The 22993-nt window shown below is 32.3% G+C and carries 14 protein-coding genes; 10 read left to right on the plus strand and 4 right to left on the minus strand.

Annotation, left to right across the window (positions count from 1 at the left end):
• The first annotated feature begins 2 nt into the window (after positions 1-2).
• The 5 genes from IPK88_08840 to IPK88_08860 all read left to right on the plus strand — a co-directional run bounded on the left by IPK88_08840 (position 3) and on the right by IPK88_08860 (position 9316).
• Positions 3-1346 carry a T9SS type A sorting domain-containing protein gene (locus tag IPK88_08840; GenBank protein ID MBK8243520.1) on the plus strand — a complete coding sequence of 448 codons (1344 nt, stop codon included), beginning with the start codon at positions 3-5 and terminating at the stop codon, positions 1344-1346.
• A 38-nt stretch (positions 1347-1384) separates the two neighbouring features.
• On the plus strand, positions 1385-2110 hold the full coding sequence (locus IPK88_08845) for a fibrobacter succinogenes major paralogous domain-containing protein (GenBank protein ID MBK8243521.1): 726 nt from the start codon (positions 1385-1387) through the stop codon (positions 2108-2110).
• 316 nt (positions 2111-2426) lie between these two features.
• Entirely contained in the window at positions 2427-4064 is a 1638-nt protein-coding gene (locus IPK88_08850; protein MBK8243522.1) for a hypothetical protein, read from the plus strand.
• A 32-nt stretch (positions 4065-4096) separates the two neighbouring features.
• A complete protein-coding gene (locus IPK88_08855) occupies positions 4097-7501 on the plus strand; it encodes a T9SS type A sorting domain-containing protein (protein ID MBK8243523.1) in 3405 nt (1134 codons plus the stop codon).
• Between the two features lie 267 nt (positions 7502-7768).
• Positions 7769-9316: a GH3 auxin-responsive promoter family protein gene (locus IPK88_08860; protein MBK8243524.1), complete on the plus strand. Its 1548-nt coding sequence runs from the start codon at positions 7769-7771 to the stop codon at positions 9314-9316.
• An 85-nt stretch (positions 9317-9401) separates the two neighbouring features.
• Here IPK88_08860 and IPK88_08865 read toward each other — a convergent pair whose 3' ends face one another.
• Positions 9402-10511, minus strand: coding sequence for an alkaline phosphatase family protein (locus IPK88_08865; GenBank protein MBK8243525.1), 1110 nt, complete (start codon positions 10509-10511; stop codon positions 9402-9404).
• A 279-nt stretch (positions 10512-10790) separates the two neighbouring features.
• Here IPK88_08865 and IPK88_08870 point away from each other — a divergent pair, with 279 nt between their 5' ends.
• The 4 genes from IPK88_08870 to IPK88_08885 all read left to right on the plus strand — a co-directional run bounded on the left by IPK88_08870 (position 10791) and on the right by IPK88_08885 (position 16861).
• Entirely contained in the window at positions 10791-13583 is a 2793-nt protein-coding gene (locus tag IPK88_08870) for a carboxypeptidase-like regulatory domain-containing protein (protein ID MBK8243526.1), read from the plus strand.
• 37 nt (positions 13584-13620) lie between these two features.
• Positions 13621-15441: a T9SS type A sorting domain-containing protein gene (locus IPK88_08875; protein MBK8243527.1), complete on the plus strand. Its 1821-nt coding sequence runs from the start codon at positions 13621-13623 to the stop codon at positions 15439-15441.
• 177 nt (positions 15442-15618) lie between these two features.
• Positions 15619-16413, plus strand: coding sequence for a UDP-2,3-diacylglucosamine diphosphatase (locus tag IPK88_08880; protein ID MBK8243528.1), 795 nt, complete (start codon positions 15619-15621; stop codon positions 16411-16413).
• 121 nt (positions 16414-16534) lie between these two features.
• The gene (locus tag IPK88_08885) at positions 16535-16861 is read left to right on the plus strand and encodes a hypothetical protein (protein MBK8243529.1); all 327 of its coding nucleotides are present in this window, start codon (positions 16535-16537) and stop codon (positions 16859-16861) included.
• 73 nt (positions 16862-16934) lie between these two features.
• Here the strand turns inward: IPK88_08885 and IPK88_08890 are convergent, their stop codons facing one another.
• From IPK88_08890 to IPK88_08900, 3 genes are read right to left on the minus strand one after another with little or no spacing between them, the layout of a single operon-like run.
• Positions 16935-17966: a glycosyl transferase gene (locus tag IPK88_08890; protein MBK8243530.1), complete on the minus strand. Its 1032-nt coding sequence runs from the start codon at positions 17964-17966 to the stop codon at positions 16935-16937.
• Between the two features lie 11 nt (positions 17967-17977).
• Positions 17978-18604, minus strand: coding sequence for a methyltransferase domain-containing protein (locus IPK88_08895; GenBank protein MBK8243531.1), 627 nt, complete (start codon positions 18602-18604; stop codon positions 17978-17980).
• Between the two features lie 10 nt (positions 18605-18614).
• Complete coding sequence (locus IPK88_08900) at positions 18615-19754, minus strand: BtaA family protein (GenBank protein MBK8243532.1); 1140 nt, start codon at positions 19752-19754, stop codon at positions 18615-18617.
• 336 nt (positions 19755-20090) lie between these two features.
• Between IPK88_08900 and IPK88_08905 the strand changes: the two genes are divergently transcribed.
• The gene (locus IPK88_08905; protein MBK8243533.1) at positions 20091-22934 is read left to right on the plus strand and encodes a T9SS type A sorting domain-containing protein; all 2844 of its coding nucleotides are present in this window, start codon (positions 20091-20093) and stop codon (positions 22932-22934) included.
• The last annotated feature ends 59 nt before the right edge of the window (positions 22935-22993 follow it).

Below are 22993 nucleotides of genomic sequence, written 5' to 3' on the forward strand. Positions count from 1 at the left end.
AAATGGCTGCAATGAAAATAATGTTCTCCTCCCTTTTATTTTTCGTCATTTGTCAGCATATACTTTATGCTCAAATTGAAAATGTGATCGTGGAAAATTATTATGTTTCTGATTCAGCAGATGCGACAAATACGATAGGAGGTCCATTAGCCATAGGATCAAAGACCTGCAGAATTTTTGTGGTATTGAAACCCGGATCAAAAATTAAGAAGATATATGGTGATGCCAATCATGCATTGAAAATTTCAAGTACAGCTCCTTTTTTTAATCATACTGAAGATGGTCAAAGTTTTGCAAAGGATTTCAGCAAGAGTAGATATTATAATAATACGGTTGGACTTGATAGTTGGATAACCATAGGTCAGACCACTAAGTCTAGTTCAAAAACATATTTTGGTATTTTGAAAGAATGGGATAGAGATCATTCTTTTATTGGAGGTTTTAACAATGATGGAGGAAGTGCTTCCGTTCAAAATGGGCTTCTTAAAAATACGTCTAATGCATTAGGGATTCCTTTATTTGTAGCTGATGGAATGGATACCATGTCGAATGTTCCTACATCATGGGCTAATTATGGATTTGAAGATATCTCAACCGGGGAAGATACTACCATTTTCGGGTCTACTCCATCTCGTTCTTTTTTAATCAGTAATAACATAGGATTACAAAATTCTGGAGTGGCTGGAGTCTTACCAAATAATAACCATGTATTGATCGCACAGCTCACGACCTTGGGAGACATTTCTTTTGAACTGAATTTGGAAGTGGAACAAATAGATGGAGCGAATAAAAAAGTTGTTAAATATGTTGCGAATAATCAAGTCCTTCTGACTGATGAAATCTTTAGTCCATTTCTAAAATATCCACAAGTATGCGGGTGCAAAGATCCGAATTACCTTGAGGCGCAATCCAATTATGCTTGTGAATCTAAGGATTCTTGCAAAACCTTAATCGTGTTTGGTTGTATGGATACCTTAGCTTGCAATTACAATTCAAAGGCTAATTTTAAAATTTCTACCTTATGTTGTTATGTGGGTTTTTGTAATGATTTGGATTTAAAAGTAGTTTGTCCTGATTTGAAAATTCGCGATCAATCAGAAGAATACTTACAATATAAAATTTTTCCAAATCCTGCTCAAGATCAAATTGAAATTCAATTTGTTTCAGCCGTTCATGATCAAACTTTTTTTGAAATCTATGATTCTTATGGTAGAATAGTAAATAAGAAAAATAAAATAGTTACATCAAGAAACGTAATTGATGTAAAGAATTTTGAAAATGGATTATATTTCATTAGAATATTTTCAAATGGCGGATATGTTGAAAAGAAATTTGTTAAAATCTAATTTGGCATATTGATTGATTTTCTTCAAAAATATTAATAATGTATTGGTCTAATAAAATATATACTTGTATTTGTTTGTTTTGTGTATTGATTTTGATTTTCAGTTGTGAGGATCATACAGAACCTACCGTAACCAAAGAATTTGGAACTGTAAGTGACGTCGATGGAAATTCCTATAAAACAGTTAAAATTGGAAATCAATGGTGGATGGCAGAAAATCTAAAAGTGTCTAAATTTCGCAATGGTACAACAATTAATCAATCTCAAGATCCAATGCTCTGGCAACATAAAACAGCGGCATATTGTATTTATGAAAATAATAAGACTGCCCCTGGATATTTATATAATTATTATGCCGTAATTGATAGCAATCAACTTGCACCTCTGGGTTGGCATATACCTACAGATGAGGAATGGAAGACATTGGAGACGTTTTTGGGAATGAGTTCTTCAGAAACAGATCTTGTTAATTGGCGAGGCTCAGGCCAAGGTGATAAATTAAAAATTGAAGCACCTCAAGGATGGATAGTCTATAATAATATTTGGGGAACTAATGAAAGTGGTTTTTCTGCTCTTGCCGGCTCATGTAGACTTTTTAATGGAGTTTATGGAAATCCGGGTCTTAATAATAATGGTTTTTGGTGGTCTTCTTCCGAAAATAAAACTGAGGCTTGGTATCGTCATCTTGACTACAAAACGGCTAATGTTTTTAGATATTTTGGATCCAAAAATTATGGATTTAGTGTTCGATGTATTAAGGATTAATATTTGAATTTACTTTATAGAATATTTTTTATACTTAAAATCGAATTGATTTTTTGAATTTTATTTCTATTTTAAATTATTGTTAAGCCATGTTTTCATAAGGCTGTTATATTAATTCATCCTGCTTTACATTCAAAGTATTTATAAAATTCATAATTAGTTTATTTTTTTAATGCATAATAGGAATGCACATAACAATTTAGTAAAGGTTTGATAATGTGCATTTTCTTATTTCAATTTTATTCTATTCTACCTTTGACGTATAAATAATTATTTATTATCGTTTCAAATTTTAATTAAAAAAATCAAAAAAAAAATGAAAACAAAAATGTCAATCTCAAATTTTTTCGCAACAGCAGTAATTGCAATGCTAACCATAGCAAATACATATGCTCAAAACAATTTAGGAGAAGCTTGCGGCTGTCCTCCGGTTGCTAGCAGACTTACTGTAGACTTTGCAACACTAGCTGATGGATCACAAAATTTAACAGCTACTCACACGATTTTAACATGTGATAAAACATGGATTTTAAGCCAAAAATTTTATGTTGGAAATGGTAAGGATATAACCATTCAACCTGGTACTGTAGTTAAAGGAGAACCCGAAACAACGCCAGGAACTAGCCGTGATGGTGGTGTTCTTGTTATTTCTCGCGGAGCAAAAATTTTTGCTGCTGGTACTGAATCTTGTCCAATTGTTTTCACTACTACATTAGATCCTATGGATGGTACTTATGGTATTACCAACAAGGGTAAATGGGGTGGTGTAGTTATTTGTGGAACTGCTACAAACAATCTAGTTCATCCAGCAAATACTTATACTGGAACAAACGGATTCTTAGGTACTGGAGTTACAGGTATAGGATTTGTAGAAGGTTTTACAAATGTTGAATCTAGAATTTATTTTGGTGCTGGAGCAGGAGATCCAATCGCAACTACATTCGATGATAATGACAATTCAGGAATTGTTACTTATTGCTCCTTCCGTCATGGTGGTGAAATTATTGGAGCTGCTAATGAAATTAATGGTCTTACTTTATGTTCTGTAGGTAGAGGAACAACCATTCACCACATAGAAGTTGTTTCTAATTTAGATGATGGTATCGAATTTTTTGGTGGAACTGTAGACGTAAAATATGCATCTGTTTTATTCAATGATGATGATGGATTTGATTGGGATTTAGGCTATTCTGGAAGAGGTCAATTCTGGGTAGTTGTAAAAACAGATCAAGGTACTGCATCTGGAGGAGATAATGGTTTTGAAAGTGATAGTGATGATAATAAAACCAACTCTGCTACTTTATCTAATCCAACGGTTTATAATGCAACGTTTATAGGATCAAATAACATTAACGGAAACGGAACTCAGAAAGGTATTGCTGTTCAATGCAAAGAAAATACTGCAGGAACCATGAGAAACTGTGTATTAGCAAATTATAAAGTTGGTGCTAACTTTCAAAATGATGCTTCAAGACCATCAGGTTTAGATGCTTATGATAATTGGATTGCAGGAACACTAAAAGTTGAATGCAATACATTTGTTGGTAACACAACATTATTACAGGTAGATGCAACCACTCCAGCACCTTCTGATACACTAAAATTCTTAAATGATGGAAATCTTAAAGTAACTTCAATTCCAGGGTTTGATTATATCCATGGAATGAACGTTTCTACAAATGCAGTTACTGATGTTATGGATGCAATTCCTAATCCAAATTTATCTGTATCAGGATGTACAGCTGCACCGGTTGATGGATTTTTTACGCCCGCATTATACCGTGGAGCTTTCGAAGCTGGTAAAAAATCTTGGTTATCAATCTATTCATTGAATGCATTAATTGATCTTGAAAATGATTTAATACCATGTCCAACAGATGTGAACAAAGATGGAACAACGAATATCTCTGACTTCTTAGATTTATTAGGGGCGTTTAATCAATCTTGCGATTAATTTAATTATTTAATTTTTTAAAAAAAATAACAATGCAAAATATATTTAAAAAATATCTTTTAGGGCTGGTATTTGCCTTACTTGGTACCTACTCTTACGCTCAGGGTTTAGAGAATATCATAGTAGAAAAATATTACGTTTCTGATGCAGTTGATGCTGCCGGAAGTTCAGGTGCTTTACCTGTAGGTTCTGTAACTTACAGAGTATATGCTGACTTAGCTCCGAATTATGTATTTCAAGCTATATATGGAAATTTATCTCCAAGTCATGAACTAAAAGTTACTTCTTCAACTACATTTTTTAACAATGAAGATTTCGGTGGAAAAACACCTCCTACAACAAGTTTAACTAACATCAGAAAAAATTCAGTGATGTTGGATTCTTGGTTCTCAGTAGGTGGAGCAACTTCTGCTAAAGTAGCTATTTTAAAAAATGATGATACAGATGGTGCTGTTGTAAATAATACAACACCTATAATGTTACAGAATGCAGATCCTTCTGCAGGAGTAGCTATTAGCGTTAAAGACGGTATGATTGCCGGAACTCCTGAAGCAGTAACTTTTGTGGGTTTTACTACAGAGTTAGATGTATTTGATGGAACAAGTCAAGTTGGTGGTTCATTTTCTACGTTCAATGGATCTGTTGCTTCTTTAAATGGATCTTCTGGTCCAACTGCAGACAATAGAGTATTGTTAGGTCAATTTACAACTGATGGTGTATTTGGTTTTGAATTAAATGTTCAAATCAAAAACACCATTACAAATGTTGTAGAAAGATATGTAGCAAGAAATCCACAAGGTACTGAGCAAACGATTTCAAGTTTGATCCTTGAACCAAACATTCCACCTACTATTAGTAGCTTTACAGCTACTCCAAATGGTAGTGTAATCGTAGGTACTAATATCGCTTTAAATGCAGTTGCTACTGATGTAGCTCCTGGTACAATAGCATCTGTTAAGTTCTACCATAACGGAACTTTAATTTCAACTGATGCATCTTCACCTTATGATGCAACTTTTGCAGCTGTTGCAGGTGCAAATAGTTTCATTGCAAGAGCTTTTGATAACTTAGGTGATTCTACAACTTCTTCTACGATTACTGTAACAGGTGGTGCTAATCAAGCTCCAACTATTTCAGTTGTTGCTGCACCTTCTCCAGCTATTGTTGGTGATAACGTAACTATAACAGCTACTGCTGCAGATGCTGATGGAACGGTTTCTCAGGTAGAATTTTTTGTAGATAACGTTTCTATAGGTATTGATAATTCTTCTCCTTTTACTTTTAACTGGCTTGCCGTATTGGGAAGTCATAACATTAAAGGAGTTGCTACAGATAATTTAAATGCTACAACAACTTCTTCTATTATTTCTATTAATGTTGTTGCGAATACACCTCCAACCGCTGCAATTACTTCACCAGTGACTGGCGCTTCTTTCACAGCACCTGCGGTAGTAACTATAAATGCTACTGCAACTGATGTGGATGGAACTGTAACTCAGGTTGAATTTTTTGTAAATAATATTTCTGTTGGAGTTGATGCTACTTCACCGTATTCATTCAATTGGACAAGTGTTATTGGAGCTGCAAGTCTTACTGTTAAATCTACTGATAATAAAGGAGCAATAACTACTTCTGCTCCAGTTTTACTTACTATAGCAGATCCATTAGCTTTACCATATAGAGTGAATACTTTAGTTCAAACTTGTCTTCCAACAACTTTTAACATTCCGGTTTCAGCTGTTGACGCTGTTGACAACGTTATAGGTTATGACATCGTTATGTTTTATGATAAAACAAGGGTTTCTCCTACTGGTACCATTACTGTTAGAAATGTATTGGTAGATTCATTAATTGTTGATGCATCTAATAGTATTGATGAAAATGTTGGAAGAATAAACATTTCACTTTTCTTCAATGGTACAGCGCCTTCTAACGCAGAATTTAATGGAGTTGGTAAGATAGTTGATGTTGAATTTTCAAAAACATCAGGTTTTGCAAATGTTGATACAGCGGTATTTACTGTTTCTTCACTTCAAGAAAGTTATATTACTGGTGTAGCTACTAAACCTGTTGAATCAGGTAAGTACATCACTTACAGAGATAGCTTATTTACTTCTTCTTTAAAATTTTGGGCTGACAATAGTCCAATTAAATATAATGCAGCATTACCTAATGATTATTTAGTGACGAATATTTTTGGAAATAACGGTGCGTGTACAAATAAATCATTAACTTCTGTTCAACCAGATTTAACAGGTAATTTTACTTACAATATATTAAATGGATTAGATGTAATGATTGAGAGAGATATTCTTTCTGGTACTAGCGTACAACCCATCGTTAATGGATTTGATGCATTACAAGTAAGAAAATTACTTATCAATGATCCAAGTTTTATTCCTACGATTTTCCAAATGATTGCTATGGATGTAAATGCTGATGGAGTAATTAGTTCAGGTGATTTATCTCAAATCAATCAAAGAGCTGTGTTAATTTTACCTGAGTACAGACAAGCTTGGAATTATACCAATGGTGGCGTATCAAATGGTCAACCTTCAAAAGACTGGTTATTCATAGATGCAGCTACTTTGGCAAATGATAATCATTACAAAATATCACCAACTTTTCCTTTAGATAATGGTGTAGGATTCTCTAAATACAGAGTACCGGTTGTTCCATTTTGCTTACCAGTAACAGTTCAAAATGCTGCTTCTTGCCCTTTGATTTCTAGTGAAACTTATAAAGGTATTGCTTTAGGAGACGTAAATGGTAATTACCAAAACATTCTTAATAACGGTACACTTAGAAGCAAAGAAAAAATTGTTTTTGATTTAGCTCATGCTGTTACTGTTGATAATATTATTGAAATACCAGTTTCTTTCTTATCTGCTAATTCAGTTTATGCACTTGATTTTTCTATGCAATTTAATGAAAGAAAATTAACTTTCAATTCAATGGTTAATCATTCATCTGCTATTCAAGCTTTAGATTATTTTAATACAGTAGATCAAACGTTGAGATTTACTTCTAACAGTTTATTACAATATAATGTTGATAAACCAATAGTTTCTGTTCGTTTTAATTTGAATAAAGGAGAAGTAACTACTAAAGATTTATATTCTCTAGTTGGTTATTTAAATGGAGATGTTGTTGATGTAGAAGTTTTAGATGTTTCTACGGGTACAAACAATGATACTAAAGTTATAAATACTGAGGTGTATCCAAATCCTACTAGCGGAATGTTAAATATATTCGTTACTGAAGATGCGAACATCCAAATTCTTGATGTTAATGGTAAACAAATATACATGCAAGGAAATGTTTTAGCAAATAAAGTATTTGAAACCAATGTATCTAATCTTCCAAATGGAGTTTATATCATCAAATTTTTTAACAATAATTTCGTATCAACGAAAAAAGTTGTTATCAGTAAATAAAATTTAAACACCCCGTTTAAGTTTTATTTTTTCTCCCAAATAAGACTAAAGGCTGCTATCGTTAAGATTGCAGCCTTTTTTTATGTCTTGTCGTAATTGTGAAATGTTGAGAGATTCACTTTTACATAACATGAAATCTTATTTCCATATCCAATTCAAGGCTTGGTAACAATTTAATAATATTCTCTAAACACAAATTTAATGTTGGATTTCAAATAATTCTTTCAGATCATATTAATCTTGCAACTATTTATAATTAGAATCAAAATGGCGATACTCGGTTCATTGTTACAAAGTACAATACACTTTGGCGAAACAATTAGAAAAAGAATAATTCCTACTCATGATTCGGTGCAACAAGAAGCTGTGCTTACCAAACTCATTTTGAAAGCTAAACACACTGCATTTGGTAGACAATATGATTTTGAGGGTATTGTTAGATCGGCTCATGTTGGAGAAGTAAGTTTATACGACCAATTTAAAGAAACAGTTCCTATTCATGATTACAATAAGATTTATAATGAATGGTGGAAGTATGGTCTTCTGGGTTATAAAAATATATGTTGGCCGGGAAGAATTAAATATTATGCATTGAGTTCAGGAACTTCTGAGGCATCTACAAAATACATTCCATTAACAAAGGATATGTTTAATGCCATTAGAAAGGCCAGCATCAGACAGATCTTTTCCTTATCTAATTTTAAATTGGAATCTAAAATTTTCGAATCAGGTATTTTAATGCTTGGTGGTTGTACTGAATTGAATCAATCTACTTCATATTATGAAGGTGATTTGTCAGGTATTCAAGCTTCAAAACTTCCTTTTTGGTTCCAACTTTTTTATAAGCCAGGAAAAAAAATTGCTTCAAATAAAGATTGGGAGAATAAACTTACAGAAATTACTAGAAATGCAAAAAATTGGGACATTGGAATCATAGTTGGTGTACCTGCTTGGATTCAAATTTTAATGGAGAAGATTATTGCCTACTATAATGTTGAAACCATTCATGACATTTGGCCGAATTTAAAAATTTATGTACACGGAGGTGTAAGTTTCGAGCCATATCGTAAGGGTTTCGAAAAATTATTGTCAGAACCTTTGTTATATATTGAGACCTATCTTGCTTCAGAAGGTTTTATTGCTTTTCAAAAGTATCCCAATCAAATTGGAATGTCATTAGTATTGGATAATGGAATATTTTACGAGTTCGTCCCATTTGATGAGTCTAATTTTACATCTGATGGAACAATAAAAGAATCTGCCGAAACTAAATTATTAGGAGAAGTATCCATAGGTGTAGAATATGCGCTATTAATAAGTACTTGCACAGGCGCTTGGAGGTATTTGTTAGGTGATGTCGTCAAATTTGTTTCAGCGAATGAAATAATCATTACAGGAAGAACCAAGCAATTTATTAGTCTTTGTGGTGAGCACCTATCCATTGATAATATGAATCGCGCTATTATGCAAGTTTCAAATCAATTTAACATTACTATTTCAGAATTCACTGTAGTAGGTGTACCTTATGATTCTCTCTTTGCACATCATTGGTATATCGGTACGGATGATGTTGTAAGTAAAGATCAATTAAAAGAAGCCTTAGATGCAGCTTTAATGGAATTGAATGATGATTATGCGGTAGAACGATCTGCTGCTTTGAAAGAAATATTGATTGATGTCATTCCTACTTCATATTTTTATGAATGGATGGAGTCATTAGGTAAATCAGGAGGACAGCATAAGGTACCAAGAGTTTTGAAGAATAGGAATTGGGAAAGCTGGAAATCTTTTTTAGGAAGTAAAGGAATTCATTAATAAATCCTTGTTTTTTAATTTGTGAATGACTCTATTTGCATTATGAACTTTAAGCAATAGATTCAATAGTTTCCAAATTGAAAAACTATCTCTTAGCTGTTAAAATATCGGAGGTATATTTTAATGGGAATTCAATAATTTTAGGATTCATTTCTGAGGATATTGATTTTTGATCTAATAGATCTAAAATAGTGATGGCTAGTTGACTTTGAGTAATCGTTTGTTTTGTTTTAATTTCTCCTTGTGCCTGCCAATCCGGACCCATAATTGCAAGCCATGATTCTTCAGATCCCTTGGTGAACATATTGTGTTTATGCCAAGTTTTTGTTTTATTGCCGCGTCCATGATCAGTAGTTATGATGATTGAAGTATTATTTTTATAATTGGGATCAGTCTGAATGAAATACCATAATTCTGAAATCAGTTTATCGATCATGGCTATATGACTTAAATATTCATCGTATTTTTTGTCATGCGCTGCTTCATCTGTTTCACCGAATCCCAATAAAACAACTTTAGGATGATTTTTGATAATATAATCTTTGGCTTCAATAAATGTCAATACATCTTCTCTGGTGCATTTATCATTTGAGATCATTTTTTGAAATGAGGAAATGCGATAATTATCATTGAATGAACCCGTTTGGCTTTTATTGTATCCGCAACTTAATGGCAATTGATTTCGTTTTGTATTTAATATATAAGGAAAAAGTTCCCAGGAAGTGAATGCGACTACATGACCTTTGTAAGGTTCTTTTTCATTTAACTGTTCTAAGATATTAGGATTTCGATTCCATCTCGAACGGTTCGAAAAAATTTGTAAATCTGGATTTCCAGATAATATTTCATTATATCCTGGATAAGATATTTTATATAAGTTTTCAACGTTGACTTGATTATCAAAATTTCTATTTCCATAGATATTTCCCTTCTTTGCTATCGTATTCCAAAAGAATGGCATTAATCTCTTTCTTCTTAGTTCTTCTGTTTGTTCCCAATAAAGTTCTTTGGTCAGTGTAGTATCTTCAGTATAATTTATATCGTGGATTAGCAAAGAATCCGTTCCTCTGAAGATTTCTTGCCAACGCAGTCCATCAATGGTCACAATAAATACATTTTTTGTATTTTTATCAAGATGTTGTGCAATGATGAAGTTAGGAATAATAATTAAAGCAAAATAGATCCAGACTTTCAATACGTTTAATTTTGACACAAATCTATAGGATCAATGTTAATTGAATTTTAAGGCAATATTATTGTAATATTATATTATGAAATTATTTAATATGATTCATTAATGTTGCTAAAGACCTATACAGTAAGCCTTCAGCTATATTATTTGGAATAGCAATTCCACGTTGAACGACACATTTAACACAAACAACATATTGGCTTAACAATTTGGTAATATTGAAGTATCACTTTTGTGCTAAGTTTGAAAATCATCAATATTATATTCACAAACCTGAAATCTATGAGAAAGTATACCCTATTATTATTAAGTTTATTCTTTACTTTCCATATTTCAGTTGAAGCACAATCTGGCAAAGGAAAACTAGTAGGGAAAATTGTCGATAAATCTACAGCGTCTGTTGGTGAATTAATAGGTGCAATAATCATAGTAGAAGGTACATCTTTTGGAACAACAACAGATGTAGAAGGGAATTATAATTTAGAACTGCCTGTTGGAAATTATAACGTCTTTATAAAATATACTGGTTATAAAACGGAGCAAGCCCCAATAATAATTCAAGCCAATGAAATTACGCATCTTGATATGGCCATTGAGGAAGAAAAAGTTGATTTAAATGAAGTAGTAATTACATCTAAAATTGAAAAATCATCTTCACTTTCACTCATTCAGGCTAAAAGGAATGCAGCAGTCATTTCTGATGGAATTTCATCAGATATCATTCGCAAAACCCCGGATAGAAATGTTTCCGATGTATTAAAACGTGTGACAGGAGCATCGATTCAAGAGGGAAAATTTGCTATAATTAGAGGAATGAATGATCGATATAATGCCGGATATTTGGATAATACTTTATTACCATCCACAGAAGCTGATCGAAAAGCTTTCTCTTTTGATGTTGTTCCCGCAGCTTTAATTGATAATGTTCAGATAATCAAAGCTGGTTCTCCAGAATTGTCAGGTGATTTTGGTGGAGGTATCATTCGAATCAATACTAAGGCCGTTCCTGAAGCATATACTCAAAGTATTTCTATTGGAGCCCATTACACATCCACAGGAACATTTAAGAATTTCAAAGAATTTTCTTCGTATCCCGGAGAACAATTTAATATTTTGAATTCCAAAAGATCTTTACCTAATTTGGAAGAAGGACAATTAAAGACTACTACCAGTTTTCCTTCATTACTTGAAAAACAAAGATTAGGAGAAACATCGAAGTTATTCAATCATGATTGGGAGAATAAAGAAATAAATGCACCGCTCAATCCAAGATTTTCGTATGTGTTGGGTTTTCCAATTGCTCTGAAAAATAATAATAAACTAGGGTTTTTGTTAGCTTTAAATTATTCCGACACGAGAAAAGTACAATCTGGTGAAATTAGCTCATATGATGGTAGTGGTCAAGTATCAGATTTTAATGATCAATTGTATCAGAGAAATACAAGTGAGGGAGCTATTTTTAATATTAATTTTGTTGGTGCAAAAAGTCAATTGAGTTTTAGAAATTTGTTCAATTCAAATTTAGATCGAAATACTATTGTACGTACAGGTAAAGCTAATATAACAGATGGTATAGATGTAAACAACGTGGCCAATTTTGTTAATTTTAATCGACTTACGAATAGCATACTTTCTTTTAAACAAATATTCGGGACTTCAGTTACAGCCTTGAATCTAAATGCAAGTGTAAATTATTCCAATATTTGTCGTAAGACTCCGGATTATAGAATTGCTTCATACACTAAATCACAAGATGATTCCCAATTTAATTTATCTACAGGCGATTTTTTTAATTCAAGTACTGGCAGGTATTATTCTGAATTGTTAGAAGATGTTGTTGGGTCTTCACTTGAACTTTCTAAAGGTTTTAATGATAGATTTAAATCTAATGTTAAAATTGGAGGATTTTATCAATATAGAAATCGTGATTTCAATGGTAGAAGTTTTGTATATGGTGGTGTATTGAATGATGAAATTACATTGAATCCTGCTATTGATCTATCTGGTAAACATATAGGCGCTGATCAATTATATTTAGTGGAGAAAACTTCTGATGATATAGCATATTATCATGGTCAATCCAATGTTTCTGCTGCTTTCCTATCCGTCGATCAAAGATGGATGAGTAAATTAAGATCTTCTTATGGTTTTAGATATGAAATGGTTGATATACAAGTTGATAACCAAAAATTTAATACAGAAATTGCACAAATACTAAAATCTTCATTATTGCCATCCATCAATTTAACTTATAATTTAAATGAACGCGTTAATTTGAGAGCTGCATATTTTGCATCGGTCAATAGACCAGAGTTTAGAGAATTGGCACCATTTGCTTTTTATGTGTTCGACAAGAATGCTGATATTAAGGGAAACAAAAATTTAAAAATAGCAACACTTCACAATATAGATTTAAGATGGGAATTTTATCCTTCGGGAGTTCAACTCATTTCTTTGGGTGTGTTCCAAAAGTATATTCAAAACCCAGTGGAATTTAGTATTGATATAGCTCAACCTTTTACAACATTTACTTATCAGAATGAAAAATCAGCAAAAATTTCAGGATTGGAATTTGAAATGAGAAAAAATTTGAATTTTTTAGGAAGACATAAGGTGTTTAATCAATTTGCCGTATTGTGTAATTTTACCTTAGTCAAATCTTCGCTACAATTCAATGAAGGTTCTAAAGCTTTAGCAAATAGATCATTACAAGGACAGTCTCCTTATATTGTCAATGTAGGATTACAATATGAGAGTGAAGATAAAAAATGGTCTGCAAATGTTATGATGAATAGAACTGGAAGAAGGATAGCATATGTTGGTGTAGATCCTAAATATGGTCAAACCAGACAAGATATTTTTGAAGCTCCAAGATCTGTATTAGATCTTCAGGTTTCCAGGTCATTCAAGAAATTTAGTCTAAAAATTACTTGTTCAGATCTTTTTCATGAACAACAATTGTATTATCAGGATACAAATAATAATAAGCACTTTGATGAAGTCGGTGGTGATCGTACCCTATTTAAATATAGTACAGCCTGGCAATCTACCTTATCACTGTCATATAATTTTTAATGAATAATATTTATTAAGTATAAAAAATAGTTTAATTATGAAAAAAGTATTTACATGTTTTGTTTTATTGTTCACCCTTTTGATGACTTCCGTTTCCTATGCTCAAACAGGCTTTAAATTGAAGGCTACTTCATATGTCGGAGCATTGTCAAGTGATCCTGCAACTGACTGGACACAAAATTGGACTAATTGGGATCCAAAAAATACAGCTTATCCTGCCGCTACTGATACCACCACTTTAAATGGTATGGTAACAGGACTACCCATTCTTGGAGAAAAGGAAATATTGGGATCAGTTACTCTGGATGCTAATGTTGTATACCTTTTGAAAGGTATCATTGTAGTGCGAAATAGTGGCGAATTAACTATTCCTGCTGGAACTATAATTAGAGCACAATCTGACATTAGTTCAACACCTAAAAATTATGCTTGTATAGTTGTAGAACGTGGAGCTAAGATTAATATCTTAGGAACATCACAATTACCAGTTGTTTTTACTTCTAATAGAGGTGTTGGATTAAGAGATCGAGGAGATTGGGGAGGAATTCTAATTGCTGGCAAAGCCTATCATAATTTATTAGATGGTACCACGAATAATAATATTCAGATGGAAGGATTTAATAATGTATCCTTTGATCCAACCTTAGCAAGATTTGGAGGAACGGATAATAATGATAATTCAGGTGAAATCAGTTATTTAAGAATTGAATTTGGTGGCTTAGCATTCGAGACCAATAAGGAAATTAATGGATTAACTTTAGGTGTTGTTGGATCAGCTACTAAATTAGGTTATGTTCAAGTATCTTATTCTGGTGATGATTCTTTCGAATGGTTTGGTGGAAGTGTAAATGGACATCATCTCATCGCATACAAAGGAACAGATGATGATTTTGATACAGATAATGGATATTCTGGTTTAAATCAATTTGGTCTTGGTGTAAGAGATTCTGCTTATTATGATTTGACTTATGGAGCTACATCTGGAGGGTCTACTTCTGAAGGTTTTGAAAGTGATAATGAAGCTACTGGTACTGCTGCGGTTCGACCAGTGACATCTGCAATCTTTTCTAATTTTACTATGGTTGGCCCAGTTCCTGTTGGATCAACTTATTCTCAAATGAACACAGTAACTAAAGCAGCTTTCAGACGTGGTGCAAGAATTCGTAGAAATTCAAGTATTAGAATTGTGAATAGTATCTTCATGGGATATAGAAACTTTCTATTAATGGATGGCGATAGCTGTTTAAGAAAAACCAATTTCCCAGCAGCATTGAATTTGGTTAATCCAAATACTCCTGTAGATGTAAAGGAACAAATCTTTTTTACGAACAATTTAATTTGTAATACAGCGAGCGCATTTACCTCTACTACGGATACTACAGCAAATGGTTTAGTAGAAGTAGCCAGAGCTGCTAATTCAAAAAATAAATTAGAAGCTGCTAATGCTTGGTTGAGACAAGCTGGATCTTTGGCTAATAATATCAATCCAGTAGACTTTACAGCTGGTACTTTATTGGTTAATCCAGTTGCTGCATCCACTACACCGGATTTCAAACCTGTTGCTAATTCACCAGCATTATCCGGGGCTAATTTTTTAGATAATCCGATATTGGTAAACTTAACTACTTCTACCAAAGAGATTGAAAATGCCTTAAACCGTAATTTCATTTATCCAAATCCAATATCTAATGGTCAATTAACTTTTGGACATAAAGTAAATTCTTTTGGGATATTTGACATTAAAGGAAATCTTTTGTTGCATGGCGTAGATACTGATCATGTAAATTTGGATCATTTAATTTCTGGAATATATATTATTAAATTAGATGGCATTGCTCAGAAACTGATTGTAGAATAGTACATTGTTTTTTTCATTTGTGGTGAAAGCATATCAGATCATTCCTGATATGCTTTCTTTTTTATGAATTATCTCATTTTGTTTTACCAAATAGGCCTTAATAATATATTTAATATTTATTTAATATATAAGTAAAATTTAGTTATTGCTAATCTAGTAATTTTGAAAAAAATTCCATTGAAAAGAAATTTAGATTGTGTTGTTATATCCGATGTTCATTTAGGTACTTATGGATGTCATGCAAAGGAGCTGAATGATTATTTGCATTCCATCCACACCGATGTACTTATCGTCAATGGTGATTTTATTGATATGTGGCAATTTAGAAAATCTTATTTCCCACAGGAGCATATAAAAGTGATTCAATATATTTTGAAGTTATCCAGAAAGGGTACCAAAGTTTATTACTTGACAGGCAATCATGATGATCATTTAAGAAAGTATTCCAATTTTAGAACTGGAAATATTTACTTAAGAGATAAACTTATTATAAAATTAGGAGGAAAATTGTATTGGTTTTTTCATGGAGATGTCTTTGATGCGAGCGTACTCATTTCCCCCTGGATAGCTAAATTAGGGGGAAAGAGTTATGATATGCTCATTCGATTGAATCGGGTCATTGATCGAATCTTAGTCAAAATGGGAAGACAAAAAATGTCCATATCAGCAATTGTTAAATCTAAAGTCAAACGTGCTGTGAAGTTTATAGGGGACTTTGAACTAATGGCTATTGACCATGCATTCAATGAACAATTTGATTTTGTAGTGTGTGGACATATTCACCAGCCCAAAATTGAAACGATCGTCCGTGATGATAAGCAAGTTACTTACATGAATAGTGGTGATTGGGTGGAGAACCTATCTGCGTTGGAATATGATCAAGGAAATTGGCGTATTTATTATCATGAAAAAGATTTTATTATGCCGGTTAAAATAAATATCAACAATAATAAAATTCAAGAGGTAGCATGAGTAAACTTGATTTCATTTGTACAAGATTTAAAGTTTTAAGGTGATGCGAAATCCTATATCTTGAATTGAAATTTATTAAATATTTTTCTGTATTATTTATTTTCTGAATCAACATTTTTTTATGAAATTAATGGAAAAAATTAATCTGGTAAACCATCATAAGGAATATAATAAAGATAGAAGCTTTATAAAATATTTCCATTTGTTGGAAAAAAATTTGGAGAAGAAGAAACTATTGAATGAAAAGTATATCCAAGTTCAGAACATCCGGGAAAGCAGTGTATATAAGGCATTGAATGAGCATCAACAATTTGATCTCGATTATCATATTGCTAAAAATGCTTTGAAATATAAGCTCCAATTATTGGAAATCAAACGAATAAAATTTATGTTGAATAGTTGGATCAGAACCAATGTTCCAAAGGACTTTTTTGAAAAAAGAAAGTAGTATATACGTTTTGAACAATACTATTATTGTATCTACTAAATAAACATTTTTACAAAAAAATGATGGATGGATATCAATTCGATAATGCCAACTCTTCAACTAAATTAGCATGTTTTTGATTTTTAGCTAAGGCAAATAATTTTTCCAAAGTTTTCTCAATATTGTTAGCATGAATTTTGGGTAATTCGTGTGTTTGATTTAACCAATTGATGATTTCCAAATCAAAATATTTACCCGGCTCTGTTAATACGTGTACTTTTAATTTACTTAAAGCTGCTGCATTACATTGTTGTTCATAGTGTTTAGAGATGGGAATGGACATTAATTTTTTATTTAGATATAAGGCTTCTGCAGGTGTTTCGAATCCGCCTCCTGTAATTAATCCATGACAACTTATAAGACTTTTATTAAATGATTGATTATCTATTGGAAAGTAGTGAATATTGTTTTCACGATAAGGTTCTTTTATTTCTGGCAAGAACCATTGAAATTCAAGGTGTTTTAATTTTTTAAAAAAGTGAACCAAACAAAATTTTTGATATGCAGGTAAATAGACTGTGATATGTCCCTTGTCAACGACTTCAGCATCTTGTATTTCCTGTTTGATAACAGGTGGAAAAATAAAATCATCATACGCATCGAAATGAAGTCCAATATAATGTGCTGATTTGGCATAATATTTTAAGATCATTTCTCCAAGGATATTTTTGCTTGTTGGTCTTGGTGTCAATGATGATTGAAAGCTGGCTTGATGACCAAATTGAATGGAAGGTACATTTTTAATTCTGCAAGCTTGTGCGGTAATGGATTCAAAGTCGTTGATAATGACATCATATTGTTCTACGGGAAGTTGTCTTGCCAATTTCATAGCATTTAGGAGCTTCATGTCCTTCCAGGTTTTTTGGATGTCCAATCCGCCACATTCTGAATAGTTCAAACTAATTCCAGAACTTCGGTATTTTATGGGGAGTGGAACGTTTAAGTTAGAATTTGATCCCGATAGAAACACATCCACTTCACCATATTGTTCCAGATAGGGCATGAGTTGATAGGCCCGGCTAATATGGCCATTGCCAGTAGCTTGAACGGCATAAAATATTTTCATGTTGAATATTTTTAATTATTGATTCCATAAAATGTGAAATAAGTCCAAAGACCAAAATACGCTTTATGAATTCTGAGTTCTTGATTAGGGAATTTATGTACCAGAAATGGTGTAAGCTTACCATCCATAGTTACATGATTATTTTTCATGTGTTTCTTGAAAAGATTTAATGAACTATGGTTAAAATCGACAATGGCTATTATACCGCCTGGTTTGAGTTGTTGTTTGGCTTCTTGTATTAATGCCTTATAATGAGTATCTGTCATACTTAACATATAAGAAAAGATCAATACATCCATTTTAATATCAATTAATGAAGCATGATATGATCCTTCAATAATCATAGTGTGGCTATCATGGATCACCTTGCTTTTAGCTATTTGAGCCATGTCCGGTGAAAGCTCTACAGCGAATATTTTGGATGATGGGAATTTTTTTCTTAGATGAAGTAAATTGTATCCGGTTCCGCATCCTATTTCTAGAATGTTAAGCGCTTTATCTTCAAAGCAAGGACAGTTATCGATCAATCGGTTTCTTCCAAACAGGAAAGCCCAACGCGTGGCATCATATATTTTTGATTGGAATTGGTAATATTTTTTTAAATGATGATTAATGGGTTGATGATCAACAAAATCCATTTTTTAAATTTTAATTTATGGTGGCAAGCAATGTAGAAGCATAGGTTCCTACTCGATCTTTTCTTTGAATTTGATGGATGAAGTATGGATCTATATTCATTTTTTCTTTGGCGAATTCAGGTATAAAATCAATATTGGAAGCTGCAGAACGCATCAATATTTTAGTTCCCGGTTGGCTATGATCCAGAATTAATTTCCATTCTCTGTTCAGTGCTTCACGATCATATTTGAGTAACCAGTCTTGGTGATCCAACAGTACAAAATGTGAGTATGTACTTTGGCTTTTTTCGAGAAATCCATTGAGATGGTTATTGAAAGTGTTGATCTTGTATGTATTGTTGATTAATGTGGGTTGAAACTCAGGTTTCAAATAATTTGGACTACATGTTTCAGTATAATGTCCAAACAAATACACATGCCAAAAGTAATTGTCCTTGATGTCAATTTGCGTAAAGACATGATCCAACATGGATTCTAAATAATTCCATATACTCTTGTTTTCATTTTTGACTACAACATGATATTGTTCTGTCGGAACCCCTGCAAGAGAAAGTACAGCCTGAGACTGAAACAAGTTATGTGAAAGTATGCTGAGTAGTTTAGGTTTGATGTGATTCCAAATATTATTTTGTTCTTCCAGAGACTGAGATTTCCAAAGTTCTTGCAATGCAGATTTTATAGATGATTGATGTCCTAAAATATGTTTGAGTACCCATGCTAAAATACCTGTTGCACCTCTGAAATAAAAACTTTTACGGATACCCTTACCGTTGAAATACTGAATATGAGAATCCCAATATTCACTAGCATAATAGGGCAATTTGGATCTGATTTGAGTCCAATAGTATCTTTCTGCATGAATATATTGGCCTTTCATAAAAAACGAATTGAACACATCATAATGATTGTTTTCAATCATTTTAAGTTTCAATTGTAAGAGTGCATTTTGTCTTGGATTGATATCAACGCAATGTATTTTTTTGGGATCATCCAACAAATAATCCAAGGCATTACACCCAGCACTTGTTATCATGAGGATCTCACTATTCGTATCTATATTTAATAGCGCTTTGTCACATCGCGGATCTTCCCAGCACTGATTATAGACTAATTTATTTTTGTGAACTAGGTTGAATAGGTGATTTTTCATGTATCCAATTGTAGTACAAAGTTACGAGATGATCAATCACGTCATGATGAAGAAATCATGATCAAATTGTTAAGAGAATATTATGGGAAATTAATTACGAAATTTCAATTACGAATTACGGAAAGCGAATATCAATTACCATTAACCATTAATCATTTACCAGTAATAATTAACAATTACTGGGTAATTTGCGAATTCTACTAATTTTTAGATAAGCGAGTTAAATGCTATTTGATTGTATCTTTTAGTTAAAATTTGCTCAAACTCAATTTTTTCAACATAAAATGGGAGAAATTCTCGAAAAAGTTTAAATTTGCTAACACAAAATAACAACTTATGAAAATGCTTAATTACTTCTTGTCAGTTACTATGTTAATTGGCCTCTGTACGCTTCCTTTAATTAGCCAGAACTTTTTTCAAATACCTAAGGATTATCCTACTATTCAGCAAGGATTGAATGCAGCTACATCCAACACGACTATTTTAGTTTCACCCGGCATTTATTATGAAAATCTAATATGGCCATCTACGATAGATGGCATTAAACTTATTGGAATTAAAGGTAGTATGGAAACCATTATTGATGGAAATGAAAAAGGTAGGGTAATTAAAATGGAAGCTAATATTAGTTTTGGCCTTCCTCAAGAGATTACTTTGGCAACATTAATCCAAGGATTTACGATTCAGCATGGTAAAATAAGTGATCTAAATGGTGCGGGCTTAAGCTGTAAATATGCTAGTCCAACACTGCTTGATCTTCGATTTATACAAAACACTGGTGAAGGTAACTCTAGCTATGGTGGAGGCGCATACTTATATAATTTTTCTGGTTTAATTGAGAACTGCCATTTTATCGGTAACATGCTGACAACAGATTCAAGATCTTCCGGGGCAGGTTTATACCTGAGAAGTTTAACAAGTTTGACCATTAGAAATTGTAATTTTGAAGATAATCACGGTAAGACTCATAATTGGTGTGATGGAGGTGGTCTTGATTTTGAATATAGTGACTTAAATTCAGGAATGGATTCAATAATTTTATCAGTTATTAACTGCAAATTTTTAAATAATTCCACCCAAACAGAAAATTGGTCCTATGGTGGTGGGTTGTATATTCCAAAAGTTTTTTATAAAAGTAATATGTTAGCATTAATAGATTCTTGTTTATTCTATGGCAATACTACAAATGAATCTGGATGGAGCAATGGCGGTGGTATTTACATTGAATTTCCTAATGTTCTAATTAAGAATTCTAAATTTATTGAAAATTCTGCTGAAAGAGGAGGAGGATTGTATTTTTATACGAGTATTATTAATGGATTAAAAACTAAAGCTAGGGTTGAAAATTCATTTTTTAGCAAAAATATACTTTTGGGTGGTGGTACTTACAGCGGTAGTGCTATAGATGTAAGTTATGATCCAATTGATTTATCGATGGTGAATACAATAATTGATAACAATAAATCTGTTCCAATTTATATTTCAGATGATCAAAGTAACATTGAATTGTTCCATTGTACGTTTTATAATAATGATAAGAATCTAAGCGCAATTTCTTCAAATATTCATGCGCAGAATTCAATCTTCTGGAACAAACCTGCCAAAGAATTCATGTCCCAATCTAACTTTAAATTAAACAATTGCATTGTTAAAGGAGGTTATCCAGGAACGGGTAATCTGGATACTGACCCATTGATGATAAGCGATCAACTACCTGTTCCTGGTAGTAATTCGCCATGTCTTAATCATGGAATTATGATCCCAAATATAGATAAAGATATTACAGGTAATCCAAGACCTATGCCTGTAAATAGCCTGCCTGATATTGGTGCCTATGAAATGGATCAATATTTTGCTCATGTGCTGGTAAAATATTATTATGATAAGAATCAGAATGGTAAGAAAGAAAGTGATGAAAGATATTTAAGCTTTGGAAGTGTGGTGGATCATAACAAACAAATCCATTTAAATTTCTCAGAAAATGGGAGCTATATCGTCCTTAATCAAGGCTTCGCATCTATAGAACATGTAGATGGGTTTGATTCAAAGTGGAAATTGTCTGGTATAGGATTTTTCCAATTTGATGTAAACACACCTCAATTCGCAGAAAAAGTAGATATAGGTTTGACTCCAGTAAATATTTTTGCTCAAGTATCTACTACGGTTGTTGGTAATAATTTTAGGTGTGGCGAGGATGTGGAGTTCACACTGACATTAACGAATTATGGTACTTCAATCGAGTCTGGTAGTTTTTGGTTAGATATAGATCCTAGATTAGACAAATTTAAATTTATAAATAATCCAGATATAACACTATCAGCCAATAGATTTGAATGGCGATATAGTGATTTATACCCTGGGGAAAGTGTAATGATTAAATTCATAGTAACTGCTCCACAAATTACAAAACGAGAACAAGTAGGTGAAATATATACTTTTTGTCATGGAATTTCTGCGTTACCATTTCGAGAAAATGATTGTTATAAAGCTGAGCTAAGATGTTCGTTTGATCCAAATGACAAGTTTTCGATTCCACAAAGAGCTGATCACTACGCACTAATTGATCAGCCTTTAACGTATACCATTCGATTTCAAAACACGGGTAATGATTATGCCCGAAATGTTATTATTAGAGATACCATTGATCCAGCATTCGACTTGAGTACATTAAAAGTGCTGCATTCCAGTCATCCAAATGAATTGACTGTAACTTATAGTGATTCCAGGGAAGTAATCTTTTCATTTAAAAATATATTTTTACCTGATAGTACAACAAATAGATCAGGCAGCAATGGAAATGTTACTTATTCATTAGCCTATAATAAAGGATCTAAGCCACAAACCATTGTAAAAAATACTGCAAATATTTATTTTGACTTTAATCCTGCAATTATAACCAATACAATAGAAAATATAGTTGTGGTAAGTTTTCCATCAAGTGTTAGAAATCCAATTAAAAACACTATAGTAGTTTACCCAAATCCTGCATCTAAAATGATATATTTCAGCAAATATGTGGAAAGATGTATATTATTAGATTTATACGGTCAAAGGATTAAAGAAACAACTAATACAGATCACATGACATTAAATGTTTCCTCTGGAACATATCTTTTGAAATTGGAAAAGGATGGAATATCATCGTACCATAAAATTGTAATTAGTGATTATTCAAAGTAATGCAATGTCCTAAATATTATATTCCAATATTTTAAAAAATTTCAGATTGTATAGGTTCT

This window comes from Candidatus Defluviibacterium haderslevense (assembly GCA_016712225.1).
Taxonomy (GTDB): Bacteria; Bacteroidota; Bacteroidia; order Chitinophagales; family Saprospiraceae; genus Vicinibacter; species Vicinibacter haderslevensis.